The sequence below is a fragment of the Serratia grimesii NBRC 13537 genome (assembly GCF_001590905.1).
GTDB lineage: Bacteria > Pseudomonadota > Gammaproteobacteria > Enterobacterales > Enterobacteriaceae > Serratia > Serratia grimesii.
The window spans coordinates 91,427-104,916 of the sequence record NZ_BCTT01000015.1 but is presented as its reverse complement, the minus strand read 5'-3'; the positions used below and the strand labels follow the sequence as shown (position 1 = coordinate 104,916).

The following is a 13,490-nucleotide window of genomic DNA, read 5'->3' as shown; positions in this document are numbered from 1 at the left end:
TTTGTACGTTAAATACCTACCGCTTTGTTGACCTTCTCCATGAGCTTTTCATCCACCAGCACGCTGACCAAGGTCATCATGATGGCAAACCCGAAAAGGCCCAACGGTGTGCCAAGAATAATGCTGTAGGCAAACGCCGTCAGTGCAGTCGCCGCCATACCTGCGCCGATGGTCTCTAATTTCACGAAGAACGCCCTAAAGTTTTGCGTTCTGATTGCCTTCGGTAACTCGACGATGAAGATATCGTAGAAATCGATGGCCTTGCCCGTGTAATTGAACGCCTTGCTAAACTTGGCGAGGTTCTGAGCAATATGTTCACGGCGTACCGATTCGAGCGCCTTGGCGACCGCCTCACGATCGGCGACACTGAATTTCTTATTCAGTGAGTCCTTATACTTTTCAAATGCCTTCAGTGCTTCATCCGCATTTTTTAGGGTTTTACCCTTGGCCGCATCGGCCAATTCTTTTGACACCTTGGCGGACTGTTCACCAAATTTCTCAGTCAGTTCCTTGTAAAAGTCAGCCGTCGTCTTAATGGCGTCTTTCACCGCATCTTCCTCTTTTTTCTTGGCTTCTGCGGCTTCCCGTGCCTGCCGCTCTGCTCGCAGCGTGTTAAGCCGGTTTTCTGCCTCCACTTTTTCTCGCTGAGCCTGTTCAATCCGTCGTTGTGCCGAACTTGCTTCATTCTTTGCCGATTCAATAGCCGCCTTTTGCGCATTGACTTTGTTGCCAGCGTCCTCAGCATCACCTCGAGTTTTCGCCTGAGAAGTCTTACCGCCTCGTTTCGATATCGCAATAAGCCTGTCCCATTCTGCAACTAGCAGTGGAAGCTGCTTTTCAAACTCAGCGGCACGGCTCTCTGCACCTGATTTCTCTATATTTGCTGTGTTGATCCGCTGCTGCGCTTCATTAACCTTACGCTGTTGTAACTGCTCATTATTCTGAGCATCCAATTCGGCTTGTTTACGTTTAGCTTCTTCCTCTGCGCGCCGTTTGGTTTCAGCTTCTGCCGCCTTGCGTTTTGCTTCTTCATCGGCCTTACGTTTTGCTTCTTCTGCTGCTTTACGTCTGGCTTCCTCTTCTGCCTTACGTATAGCTTCTTTTTGCGCAATATCTTGCTGTTCTTTTTTCCATTGTTGGTACGCATTGGTAAGGGAAGGAACACTAATATTGGTTTTTCTGTATCCGGTACGGTCATTCCCTTTACCGCCCCCGTTGATCTCATATTTTTGCGTAATTTCGGTCATGATATTGTTATTATCAAGCCAAAATCCAGGTGGAATTTCACCTCGCCGAACCGCCGTATAGATATTTAGTGGAACGGAATACTCGGCAACCGGGTTTTTACCGGAATAGCGTCCATCCGTGACGCTGGCGTTATTGCCAAAATTCTTTCCGGTCGGTGGGTTTGCGTCCAGTATTGAATTCAGTACACGGGTCGCGCCGCCCGCACCATCATCCACTAACGATGAATTCTCATAATTCATGACGATACCATTCATCGTGGCCTGGCCCTGTGCATTGATAATCACTTTGCCATATTTGCTGACATTCACATCACCGGGCTTCATTTCAAACCAACTGGTACTTCCGGTACTACCACCGCTGTTATCGTGGCCGCCCGCATTACCACTAGGCCCTGTTGGGCCAGGGCGATCACCCGTTACCGTCATGCTGTCCTCATTGCCCGGGGCAAGGAACTTAAACTTAGTGTTTGCATTAAAAAACATATGCTACCTCCATAAACAAGGCTGTACGAATGTACAGTTGTAGTGACTTTATAGGCAGCGTATTCCGGTGACAATACAATGATAGCTATTCTCATTTGTGCAATGTCTGGTACAACATTCATTGAGGATGACAAGTTACTAATGAAAACTGACCTGTGCCAGCCTGATCCGGAGCTGCTGGGCGGGAAATCGACAATGAGAGGATTATTTAATAATATGCACGTAAATATATCTAATATTAAAATACAAAATTATTAATTTATAATAATTGATATTATTTATGAGGCTATACACAACTATGAATTGTAATATAATTTTAAAGGACAACCTCTGTATGGCAGCTTTGCCCAATTCCATAGCCGTGACGAGTTTTTGGCGGCACCGCAGCAGGAAACGTCCGTGATCGTTATCGCGCCAGTGGACTGAGATTGCTGACGGCAGTGATCATCTTGTGGAATACGGTATATAAAGAGCTATTGGGTCACTGAGGCGAAAGGGTATCCAGATTAGCGAACAAAGGGTTTCTCACCTGTCGCCGCTAGGTTGGGAATATTTCAATCTGACAGGGGATTATGTTTGGCGTAATAACGTTAAGTTAGGGTCTGGGAAATATCGGTCATTACGCGCAGATGATGTCAGTTTGTACAAAAAAGAGGCTGGCGTGGGATATTTTCCGTTTTCTATACGGACCCCTACTCACAGGATTTCATTCATCACCGACCTTCACCACCAAAGTATTCAGCGGCGTAAGAACCTGCCCGGTGCTGCCGGTTGGCGTCATGCGCGGGATCGGTTGGCGGGTGTCGCTTTCTACCAGCGTTGATCTTGCCTCTTGTGCGTCAAACAGATAATCCTCCCCCCACTGGCGCAGGCCGACAATCACCGGGAACAGGGCGCGTCCCTTGTCGGTGAGAATATATTCCTGATAGGCACTGCCGTCCGAGGCAGGGGCAATCTCCAGAATTCCGTGCGCCACCAGGGTGCGTAGCCGGGTGGAAAGAATATTCTTCGCCATCCCCAGCCCCTTTTGAAACTCACTGAAGCGGCGCACACCGTCAAAGGCGTCGCGCACAATCAACAGCGACCACCAGTCACCAATCACATCCAGCGTACGTGCCACCGGGCACTGCGCATCTTCCATACTTTTACGTTTCACCACTTTCACTCCTGGTCGCAAGATCTGGTTGCATTATAAAACCTCTGTGCGTAAAGTTCATTGGGTTTAATAATGAAACCACTTTGGAGTGAACGATGAGTGATAAAGCACTGGATCCGAACTGTACGACACAGGGAAAGCTGCTGGGCCAGCTTCCCGCTTCGTTGGTGTTGTTGTTGGCGGGAGCCAGTGCCTTTAGCGTGGCAAACGTGTATTACGCTCAACCTTTGCTGGACGCCATTGCCCTGGATTTTCATATCAGCCTGGCGTCGGTGGGCATGGTGATCACCGTCACTCAGTTAGGCTGCGCATTGGCCTTGTTGCTGGTGGTGCCGTTGGGCGATCGGGTTAATCGCCATCGGCTGTTGGCGGTTCAACAGCTGTTGTTGATTGCTGCATTGTGTGCGGTCGGCTGGGCGGATAACAGTCTGTTATTACTGAGTGGCATGCTGCTGGTGGGGTTGCTTGGTACCGCGATGACGCAGGGGTTGATCGCTTTTGCCGCGACATTGGCAGCTCCTCATGAGCGTGGGCGAGTGGTGGGTGCTGCACAAGGAGGGGTGGTATTGGGATTGCTGCTGGCGCGAACGCTTTCTGGCGCACTGGCGGATATAGGGGGTTGGCGAGCCGTCTATTTTTTCTCTGCTGCGGTAACGTTGATTCTGCTACCGGTACTGGCGCGTCTGTTGCCCGTCCCCCACACAGCGCCTTCAACACTCAATTATCCGGCGCTGTTGCGATCTATGCTGACACTGCTATGGCGCGATCGCACGCTGCAGATCCGCGGAATGCTGGCGCTGTTGATGTTTGCGGCATTCAGCATTTTTTGGAGTGCCCTGGTTCTGCCACTCAGTCAGGCACCGTTTAACTTTTCACATTCGGTGATTGGTGCCTTTGGTCTGGTGGGGGCTGTGGGTGCGCTGGCGGCGGTACGTGCCGGGCATCTGGCCGATCGCGGTTTAGGGCAGGTGGCGAGCGGTATTTGCCTATTGCTATTGGTGGTGGCTTGGGTACCACTCAGCATGTTGGGGTACGGTGTAGGCTGGCTGATTATTGGCATTGTGTTGCTCGATCTGGCTGGTCAGGCCATTCACGTATTGAATCAGAGCATGATTTTCAGCGCCCATCCGCAGGCTCACAGCCGATTGGTCGGTTGCTACATGTTGTTCTACGCCATTGGTAGTGGGCTGGGTGCCTTTGCCAGCACACATGCTTACGCCTGGGCTGGATGGAGTGGTGTGTGTTGGCTCGGTGCGAGCGTTAGCCTAAGTGCCTTGTTGTTCTGGCGACTGACATTGCGTGGTATGCCTGCCTCTGGTACGGCGGGATAGCACTAACAGCCTGAATGCCACACACCAGTGAACTGAGTAATAAACCGGCATCACGGAATGATGCCGGTCGGATTGTGTCTGGAATCTCCGGGATCCCGTCGGTTATGGGACAGGAGTCACATATAAAATTCAATGCCCCCATTGTTTGTCATAATTCACCGCGATAATGTTATGACATCTGGTTTAAACCAATTGAGTGAGACATGGAAAACAACTCTACCGTTGAATTGGCCAAGCAAAGGCTTAATGACTGGCTGAGTCAAGGTGCGATAGCGCCTGGCGACAAACTACCTTCAGAACGAGAACTGGGGGAGTTGTTGAATATAAAGCGTATGACGTTGCGTCAGGCGCTGCTATTCCTGGAAAGTGAGTCCCGGATTTTCCGTAAGGATCGTCGGGGTTGGTTTGCAGCATTACCGCGGTTTAATTACAACCCGAACTCGTCCACCAGCTTCAAACAGGCCGCGATTGAGCAGGGCCGTTGTCCGTCCTGGGGTTACATGACCAAGGAACGGGTATTGTCGGCACCGGCACCTATTGCGGAATTACTGCACGTTGATGAGGGAACGGAGATATATAAGATTTGTGGTTGGGGAGCTTTGGACAATCACATCGTGTTTTACCACGAGACCTTTATCAGCCCGCTTGCGGCACCTGAATTTATCGAACGTCTGGGTGAGCGCTCTTTCGCTGAAGTGTGGGAAAGCGCCTACGGGATTGCCACTCATACCCGCCATCTGGCTTTTAAACCTACGCGATTATCCGGTGATGCGTGCAAGGTCATGGGCGGCAATGCCAGCACACCGTCAATTTTGGTCGAAAAGCATCGTGCCGATGCCCAACGTAGGATTGTACAGGTGGATATCGAATACTGGCGTTTCGAGTCGGTGGATTTTTTCATTAACTTATAGGTGAACACCATGGATCGCTTAACGGCGGAGAAAGTCCTTCAGCGGGCGCAGAACTTGCCTCTTTATCTGCATGCCTATGCCTATCATCTCAATATGCGTATGGAAAGGATCCTGCCTGAGGATCTTCTGATGATTGCCCATCAGCAACGGTTGCGTGGCGTTAAGGTGCACGTGCTGGATGGGGAAAGTCAGGCACTTTGCCATGCCGATGACGACAGGCTGCGCAGGTTTGGTGAACAGGCGCAGCATTACGGTTTGGATGTTCATATCGAAACCAGCGCGTCCGATGCGCAAACAATCGATCAGGCGGTCACTATCGCCCTTAAATGCGGCGCAAGTTCGGTTCGTTTTTATCCGCGTTATCAGGGGGCATTACAAGAGGTCTTGGCGCGAATCAGCGCAGATATTCAGTATATAAAGCAGCGTTACCAGCACACAGGTCTGAGTTTTACCCTCGAACAACATGAAGATCTCAAGAGCCATGAACTGGTGAGTTTGATCCAGGCGGCAGATTTCCCTCAACTTTCCCTGTTGTTTGATTTCGCCAACATGATTAATGCCAATGAAGAACCCTTGCCGGCACTGGCAGCAATGGCAGGAGAAATCACACAGGTGCATATCAAGGATGCGCTTATTGTCCGTGAAAATAATGGCCTGGGGCACCGCGCCTGCATTTCTGGACAGGGCGATTTACCGTTCAGGGAGCTGTTCTTGGGGCTCATTTGTTTGGGAGAGGATCAACCACAGGTCACCGCCTATGGTCTGGAAGAAGAAGTGGATTATTATGCGCCGCCGTTTCGTTTCAGCGGTGAGGGCGATAACCCTTATATCCCATGGCGTGAAATGAGTGAAACACCGTTACCAGAGCAGGGGCTGGAGGAAAGGTTAAAAAAAGAATCTCAAGATGCATTAAATCAAATTCACTACGTTCGCACTATTATCGACAGTCTGATGCAGCAAGCCAAGGGGCTATTAACCCCGGCGTAATATAATAAATAAATTTATAAATGACACATTCTCACTGATGTGAAGATCCGTTCGTCTCATCATTGGGGTAACAACACCGCTTATTATTTAATGGCTGTGAGGGGATTATGCTGACTAAAAAAAGATGGGCGCTATTTAGCTTGTTGGTTCTATGCGGGGGAACAATATATAAATTGCCCTCCCTTAAAGATGCGTTTTATGTGCCAATGCAAGAATATTTTCATCTGAGCAACGGTGAAATAGGTAATGCCATGTCGGTCAACTCTATTGTGACGACCATTGGTTTCTTCTTATCAATTTATTTCTCCGATCGCCTGCCACGGCGATTCACCATGTCTTTTTCATTGATAGCTACAGGTTTGCTCGGCATCTACCTGTCAAGTATGCCTGGCTACTGGGGGATTTTGTTTGTCTGGGCGCTATTTGGGGTGACCTGCGACATGCTGAACTGGCCGGTGTTACTGAAATCGGTAAGTATGTTGGGGGATAATACTCAGCAAGGGCGTTTGTTTGGTTTTTTCGAGACGGGCCGCGGTGTGGTCGATACCGTGGTGGCATTTTCCGCACTGGCGTTGTTTACCGCTTTTGGCAGCGGCTATCTTGGCTTTAAGGTCGGGATACTGTTCTATTCAGCGATCGCTATTGCCGTAGGGGTTATTATTCTTTTTGTGATGAAAGAACACCCGCAGGAAAGTAAGTTGCCGAAGAATGAAATGCCTGCAAGTAACAAGCCAGGCATGAGTAGCGTATTAAAAAACAAAACGGTATGGCTGATTGCTTTTAGCGTTTTCTGCGTCTACGCCGTGTATTGTGGATTGACGTTCTTTATTCCTTTCCTAAGTAATGTCTATGCATTACCGATTGCATTGGTAGGTGCATACGGAATTATTAATCAGTACTGCCTTAAAATGGTGGGTGGGCCTATTGGCGGTTTAATTGCCGATAAAGTATTAAAGTCTCCCAGCAAGTACTTATTCTATACCTTTATTATTAGCGCAGTGGCGCTGGCACTTTTGATTCTGTTGCCGCACGAACAAATGCCGGTCTATCTGGGTATGGCTTGTACGCTAGGATTTGGTGCCGTGGTCTTTACCCAGCGTGCGGTGTTCTTTGCACCTATCGGTGAGGCTGAAATTGACGAAGAACACACCGGTGCGGCCATGGCGTTAGGCAGCTTTATCGGTTATGCCCCGGCGATGTTTTGTTTCAGCCTGTACGGCCACATTCTCGATGCCTTCCCAGGGCTAACCGGCTACAAGATCGTCTTTGGTCTGATGGGCATGTTTGCCTGCGCAGGGATTATCGTGTCGGGACTGTTGGTGAGAAATATCCGTGCGCGTGCAAAATTGACCCAGGAAGTATCTGCTGCCTGATCAGGTTTGCTTTGATGGGCACGGTATATGCCGTGCCCTTATTTTGCAGGGGAATGCATCAGGTAGTAGTCTTCCGTGCCGTCATTGCCCGTGGTGATCGTTCTCCAGCCATGCTTATGGTAAAACGCCAACGCCTTTTCATTTTTCACCAGACATTTCAATGACCCGGTGGCAGTAAACGTCTGTTCAGCCGCCTGCAGTAAGGCGCTGCCGACACCCAAGGGCGGCAGGTGAGGATCGACATACAGGTTGTGAATAAAGTTATCTTGGCGATAAATCGATACAAACCCCAGTAGCCTCCCTTGGTCTTCCGCAACCCAGATATCCTCACCTAGCGTTGAACGATCGAAGTCTTCCAGCCGATAACCGGCAGTATCGCGCCACGGAAACGCCGCTTTGCGTGACGCCAAATATAGCGTGCGCAGGAAAGGGCGGTCGGCCTCTTGGTATGTTCTTATCTGCATGGCATCTCCTTTTTATTTTTTGACACTATAGCGCGATTGACCTCACCGGCGGCAACCTCAATAATGGTCGTCTTGACTCGGGGTGCCTCTAGGGGCTGAGATTTTACCCGTATTACCTGATCTGGATTATGCCAGCGTAGGGAAGTCTCGGTGCCTCAACCGGTACCCGCCTTCTTGAACGCCGGTTGGGAGGAATATGTTCGCTCGACCTGATGCTTTACCCGGCGCCCGTGCCGCGGCTTGTTTGACCCAATTTAAACGCCAACCCCCATTGATTCACTGCCTGACCAACGAAGTTGTGCAGGAACTGACGGCTAACGTGTTGCTGGCGCTCGGTGCTTCCCCTGCGATGGTGGTGGAACCGACCGAAGCGGCGCAGTTCAGCCGGCTGGCGAAGGCTTTGCTGATTAACATTGGTACTCTCAATGCTTCACGTGCCGAATCCATGCTGGTGGCTGTGGAGGCCGCTAATGCGGCGGGTACGCCATGGACACTGGATCCGGTGGCGGTGGGGGGGTTGGTGTACCGTACCGCATTTGCCCAGCGCTTGTTAGGCGAAAAACCGGCAGCGATTCGCGGTAATGCTTCTGAAATCATGGCGTTGAGCGGTTTACAGGCAAACGGGCGCGGCGTTGACAGCACGGACGATTCGCTGGCGGCTTTACCCGCCGCGCGTGAGTTGGCACGGATCAGTGGTGCCATAGTCGCGGTAACCGGGGTCGTGGATTATGTCACCGACGGCCAGCGTGAGTGGGCCGTTGCAGGAGGGGACGCGCTGATGACACGGGTCGTGGGAACCGGTTGTGCCCTGTCGGCGGTGGTGGCGGCATTTTGCAGTCTGCCGGGCGATCGGCTGGACAATGTGGCGACTGCCTGCCGGGTGATGTCGCTTTGTGGTGAACGTGCTACGCAGCATGCCGCCGGGCCGGGCAGCTTTACCCCTGCGTTCCTCGACGCTTTGTATCAACTGCGACCGGAGGATCTGCAATGAAACGGATTAACGCATTGACCATCGCGGGTACCGATCCGAGCGGCGGTGCAGGTATCCAGGCTGACCTGAAGGCCTTCTCTGCGTTGGGGGCTTACGGAACTTCCGTTATTACCGCGTTGGTGGCCCAAAATACCCGCGGGGTACAGTCGGTTTACAATATTGACCCTGCTTTTGTTGCCGCTCAGCTCGACTCCGTGTTCAGTGATGTGCGTATCGACAGCACAAAAATCGGTATGCTGGCTAACACCGACATTGTGCTGGCGGTGGCGGAGCGTTTGCGCCATTACCAACCGACATTTGTGGTGCTGGATACCGTTATGCTGGCGAAAAGCGGTGATCCACTGTTGGCGCCAGAGGCAGTAGATTCTATTCGTCGCGAACTGTTGCCATTGGTATCGATTATCACGCCGAATCTGCCAGAAGCTGCGGCATTGTTGGAATGTGCTCCGGCGGAAAATGAACGACAGATGCGCGAGCAAGGCCAGGCGCTGTTGGCGATGGGGTGTCAGGCGGTGCTGATGAAGGGGGGTCATCTGAGCGAAAGTGAAAGCCCGGACTGGCTGTTTAGTGCTGGACAGGAACAGCGTTTCACCGCGCCGCGTGTGGCGACCCGCCATACGCACGGTACCGGTTGTACACTTTCCGCCGCATTAGCCGCGTTACGCCCGCGCCATGATGATTGGGCCGGCACGGTGGCTTCAGCCAAGGATTATCTACAAAAAGCGTTGCAGCAAGCCGACACCTTGGAAGTAGGTCAGGGTATCGGGCCGGTACATCATTTCCATGCCTGGTGGTGACTCAACTTTTTGCCGTCACTGTGGTCTGACTAGATTCAGGCCCGGTTTTGGCCGGGTGCGAATGAATTTTATTAAAGGAGAAGGCCATGACAGGACAAAACGCACTTCGCGGTGCCATCTTCGGCGTGTTACTCAGCTTTAGCGCGGGCAGCTTTGCCCAACAAATTGTCACTACCTCAGATGTGATCCAGCAGCCGGGGTACCAGACCAGTTGGCAGAACATGGTGAAAGGCCAGGCCCGCTTGCCGGGTTGGGCGCGTAAGGGCGTGGGGACATCAACCCCGGCGCAGAGTCTGAGCTGGAAGGGCCAAAACTATCTGGTGGGTAATGTGTGTAAACCCCACGACTGTGCCAACAATTTTATGATGGTGGCGTTTAAAGAAGACAAGTCGCAAGCTTGGGCGGTACGCGTCGAAGTGGCCAACAAGCCGGAAGCGGTTGATCATCCGAAGAAATACGCCAAGTATCAATGGTTGGGTAAGCCGGACGAGGACATGAAAGCGCTGCTGAAACAACAGTTCGAGAATAATCCCGACTGGAAATAGTCAGTATTCGGCTGAGTGCGGATGTATTCAGCCGGTTTTATGCGGAATATGGGAATTATTAAAATAAAATTAATATTAAATCAACTCCGATAGGAATAGTTTTAATTTATAATGAATTGATTATCTAATGATACCCGATCTGTATTATTCATTATATTTTTCTCCTTAGTATTTAATCGGTTGAATATTTTATTTTTCACACCGGAAAATATCAATACATATTTTGTGGTTTTATTTTATTTAGTGTCTATGATCTTGTTTGGCGAATTTGTTTTCACCGGAAAATAAGCATTGCAGTTTTTTGCAATGGTGTCTGGGGTTAAATATCCAAACGGAGCATTATGATCATGGCAACTAATCAGGTTACTCTTTCTGAAGATGAAAAAGCATCATTATATTTGTTGGATCAAACGATGGGATTCACCGTGCAGGCCGCCTTGCGGGCTGCGGCTGAGCTGTGCGTGGCCGATCATCTGATCGACGGTCCCAAAACCGCCCAGGAGCTTGCAAGGAAGCTGGAGGTGGACGGCCGTATGCTGCACCGAGTTTTGAGTATTCTGGCATCACGAAATATTTTTGCCGTTTCCGAAGACGGACGTTTCTCGCTAAACCCCGTAGCGCAATATTTACGTTCGGACGTGCCGGATTCACTGCGCGGTGGGGTATTAATGCTGACGGATGAAACCATGTGGCGCCCATTGGGAAAATTAGCTGCGACTTTACGCGGTGAGCCGGTATTTAAACAAATATTCGGCATGCCATTCTATGATTATTGGTCGCAAGACGATATTCCTGACTCGGAAAATGATTTCCATATCGGTATGGCATCGATGTCGGCGTTGGAAAATAAAATTGTGATGCGTAGCTATAAATTCCCCGAGCATGCGACGGTGGTGGATATCGCGGGTGGGTTTGGCGGATTGCTGCTGAGCGTATTACGCGCCAACCCTACGGTTAAAGGCATTCTTTTTGACCAACCGCAGGTATTGCCAAGAAACCGCCTTGGTGAGTTGGGTGATGATTCACGGTGGGAAACCTGTGCGGGCAGTTTCTTTGAAGCCTGCCCGACGGCAGATTTTTATCTGTTGAAATTTATCGTCATGGACTGGGCTGACGAGCCGGCCCGCCGGATATTGCGCACTTGTCGTAATGCGATGTATCCGCAATCGAAGCTATTGCTTATTGAACCTGTAATCGTGCCGAATAACACGGCCTGGGACAGCTGTCGCGAGCTCGATTTGGTGCTGATGGGCAGTTTTGACGGCGGGCAGGTACGTACCGAAGAAGAACTGAAGGCGCTGTTGGCCAGTGCCGACCTGAAGCTGAATCGGATTATCGATACCGGCTGTTATTTGTCGATCGTCGAGGCGGTACCGAATTGATACCCGAGATGAACCGGCAAGGAGGAACCCGCATTGCTGCGGGTTTCTTTAGCTTAGTTAGCCGATCCCGGCTTGATGCAGGTCATGCAGGTTGATCGCGCCCACCAGCACGCCATCCAAATTGACCACAGGGGCGGCGCTGATGTGCTGTTCGTGTAACGCCTCTAACGCTTCTCCGGCGCGCCACTGTTCTGGCAAACGGTAGCCGGGGCGGGTAATCGCTGGGCTTAACGCATCCTGTAGGCTATTGCCTTTCACCAGCCAGCGACGCAGGTCGCCATCGGTAAATACGCCAACCACTTTCTGCTGCGCGTTACATACGGGTACCAAGCCCAGTCCGGTGCGGCTCAGTTCAAGCATCGCTTCCATGACGTTGGCATTTTCACTGACCTGAGGCAGGCGATCGCCTGTGCGCATCAGGTGATGTACCCGATTCAGTAAACGTGCCCCCAGGCTGCCACCTGGATGCGAGCGGGCAAAATCTTCGGCGTTGAAACCGCGTTGACGCATCAGCGCCATGGCCAGTGCATCGCCCATCATCAGCGTATTGACTGCGCTGGACGTCGGCGCCAGCCCCATTGGGCAAGCTTCACGTTCGACACTGATATCCAGCATGCAGGCGGCTGCCAGTGCCAACGGTGACTCTTTACCGCCAGTGATGGCGATCACCGGGATATTATTTTCCGCCAGCAGCGGCAGGATCAGATCCAGTTCTTTGGCTCGGCCTGAATACGAGATAAACACCACCACATCATCGGCTCCGATCATCCCGAGATCGCCGTGCAGCGCTTCAGCCGGGTGTACAAAGAACGACGGTGTGCCGGTACTGGCCAGTGAAGCGGCGATTTTTTTGCCAATATGACCGGATTTACCAATGCCGGAAACCACGGCCTTGCCACGGCAGTTCAGTAGCAGTTCGCAGGCACAGACAAAATTGTCATCCAGCCTTTCCAGCAGACGTTGCGCTTCAGTCAGCTCAATCTCCAGTGTTTCGCGGGCAAAGGCCAGAAGGGCCGTGGCGTTACTCATCAGAATCTCCTACCAGAATGATATTGATACCTTTCGCTTGCAGCGCAGCGAGATAATCCGGGTTGATGTTTTTATCCGTAATCAGTGTATCAACGGCGCCCAATTCGCAGACCACATTCGGACTTTTACGGCCGAATTTTGACGAGTCTACCAGAAGAATAATGCGGCTGGCGGCTTCGCACATTGCCTTACTGACGTTATGCACCTCGTTAAAAGTAGTGACACCCGCGTTGAGATCTACGCCGTCCGCCCCGATAAACAGTTTGTCGAAGCTGAACTGTTGGAAAGCCGATTCTGCCAGGCTGCCGTGAAAGGACGCCGATTTTTTGCGGTAGGTACCGCCGGGCATCAGGATGGTCTGGTCGTTATCCAGCTCCACCAGCGCATTGACGATATGCAGGCTATTGGTCATCACGGTGATGTTATTGAACTGCGCCAGATGCGGTACCATTTGCAGCACAGTACTGCCAGCATCGAAAATCAGTGAGTCGCCATCGTTGATCAGTTTGATGGCGGCGTAGGCGATCTGACGTTTCTTCTCGGTATTGATGTGGGTTTTACGGTCGATGGGCTGATCGCCATCATCGCGGCTGAGAACCACGCCACCGTATGTGCGGATTACTTCGCCTTCGTCTTCCAGCAGGGTGAGGTCTTTGCGGATAGTGGTTCCCGTGGTGGCGAAGTGTGCTGCCAGAGCATCCACTGCCGTTTTACCATGCCGCTGCAGATATTCAAGGATAGCGGCCTGCCGCTGCTTTGGTTTCATAGCCCGTCCTGTTCACAAGAGTTGAGCA

The 13,490-nt window shown here is 51.4% G+C and carries 13 protein-coding genes, 1 pseudogene and 1 riboswitch; of the genes and pseudogenes, 9 read left to right on the top strand and 5 right to left on the bottom strand.

Translation table 11 applies throughout. From position 1 onward, the window contains the following. Positions 1-8: 8 nt before the first annotated feature. On the bottom strand, positions 9-1,730 hold the full coding sequence (locus SGR01S_RS19180; protein ID WP_061808301.1) for a colicin-like pore-forming protein: 1,722 nt from the start codon (positions 1,728-1,730) through the stop codon (positions 9-11). A 389-nt stretch (positions 1,731-2,119) separates the two neighbouring features. Here SGR01S_RS19180 and SGR01S_RS24570 point away from each other — a divergent pair. After that, positions 2,120-2,388: pseudogene (locus SGR01S_RS24570) on the top strand (Tn3 family transposase); the annotation flags it as partial. A gap of 48 nt (positions 2,389-2,436) precedes the next feature. Here the strand turns inward: SGR01S_RS24570 and SGR01S_RS19170 are convergent. Then, a complete protein-coding gene (locus tag SGR01S_RS19170) occupies positions 2,437-2,886 on the bottom strand; it encodes a winged helix-turn-helix transcriptional regulator (protein ID WP_073963485.1) in 450 nt (149 codons plus the stop codon). 95 nt (positions 2,887-2,981) lie between these two features. On the opposite strand from SGR01S_RS19170, the gene SGR01S_RS19165 reads away from it, so the two are divergent. From SGR01S_RS19165 to SGR01S_RS19150, 4 genes are all read left to right on the top strand, one after another. Next, a complete protein-coding gene (locus tag SGR01S_RS19165) occupies positions 2,982-4,217 on the top strand; it encodes an MFS transporter (protein ID WP_061808299.1) in 1,236 nt (411 codons plus the stop codon). A 203-nt stretch (positions 4,218-4,420) separates the two neighbouring features. Further along, entirely contained in the window at positions 4,421-5,128 is a 708-nt protein-coding gene (locus SGR01S_RS19160; RefSeq protein ID WP_061808298.1) for a GntR family transcriptional regulator, read from the top strand. A gap of 9 nt (positions 5,129-5,137) precedes the next feature. Then, entirely contained in the window at positions 5,138-6,115 is a 978-nt protein-coding gene (locus tag SGR01S_RS19155; protein WP_061808297.1) for a sugar phosphate isomerase/epimerase family protein, read from the top strand. A gap of 107 nt (positions 6,116-6,222) precedes the next feature. Then, positions 6,223-7,488: an MFS transporter gene (locus tag SGR01S_RS19150; protein WP_037417722.1), complete on the top strand. Its 1,266-nt coding sequence runs from the start codon at positions 6,223-6,225 to the stop codon at positions 7,486-7,488. A gap of 38 nt (positions 7,489-7,526) precedes the next feature. On the opposite strand, the gene SGR01S_RS19145 is transcribed toward SGR01S_RS19150, so the two are convergent. Further along, positions 7,527-7,952 (bottom strand): GNAT family N-acetyltransferase, encoded by a 426-nt coding sequence (locus SGR01S_RS19145; RefSeq protein ID WP_061808296.1) that lies wholly within the window; start codon positions 7,950-7,952, stop codon positions 7,527-7,529. A gap of 68 nt (positions 7,953-8,020) precedes the next feature. After that, positions 8,021-8,112: riboswitch (TPP riboswitch) on the top strand. Between the two features lie 36 nt (positions 8,113-8,148). Between SGR01S_RS19145 and thiM the strand changes: the two genes are divergently transcribed. From thiM to SGR01S_RS19125, 4 genes are all read left to right on the top strand, one after another. Beyond that, positions 8,149-8,943 (top strand): hydroxyethylthiazole kinase, encoded by a 795-nt coding sequence (gene thiM, locus SGR01S_RS19140; RefSeq protein ID WP_061808295.1) that lies wholly within the window; start codon positions 8,149-8,151, stop codon positions 8,941-8,943. Further along, complete coding sequence (gene thiD, locus SGR01S_RS19135; RefSeq protein ID WP_037417728.1) at positions 8,940-9,740, top strand: bifunctional hydroxymethylpyrimidine kinase/phosphomethylpyrimidine kinase; 801 nt, start codon at positions 8,940-8,942, stop codon at positions 9,738-9,740. Before thiM ends, thiD begins: the two co-directional genes overlap by 4 nt. Before the next feature lie 86 nt (positions 9,741-9,826). After that, the gene (locus tag SGR01S_RS19130) at positions 9,827-10,285 is read left to right on the top strand and encodes an inhibitor of vertebrate lysozyme family protein (RefSeq protein WP_061808294.1); all 459 of its coding nucleotides are present in this window, start codon (positions 9,827-9,829) and stop codon (positions 10,283-10,285) included. A gap of 347 nt (positions 10,286-10,632) precedes the next feature. Continuing rightward, the gene (locus SGR01S_RS19125) at positions 10,633-11,667 is read left to right on the top strand and encodes a methyltransferase (protein WP_037417816.1); all 1,035 of its coding nucleotides are present in this window, start codon (positions 10,633-10,635) and stop codon (positions 11,665-11,667) included. Between the two features lie 57 nt (positions 11,668-11,724). Here SGR01S_RS19125 and gutQ read toward each other — a convergent pair whose 3' ends face one another. Both gutQ and srlR read right to left on the bottom strand, forming a co-directional pair. Further along, a complete protein-coding gene (gene gutQ / locus SGR01S_RS19120) occupies positions 11,725-12,696 on the bottom strand; it encodes an arabinose-5-phosphate isomerase GutQ (RefSeq protein ID WP_061808293.1) in 972 nt (323 codons plus the stop codon). Further along, positions 12,689-13,462 (bottom strand): glucitol operon DNA-binding transcriptional repressor SrlR, encoded by a 774-nt coding sequence (srlR, locus tag SGR01S_RS19115; protein ID WP_037417734.1) that lies wholly within the window; start codon positions 13,460-13,462, stop codon positions 12,689-12,691. The genes gutQ and srlR overlap by 8 nt, the downstream gene beginning before the upstream one ends. Between the last annotated feature and the right edge of the window lie 28 nt (positions 13,463-13,490).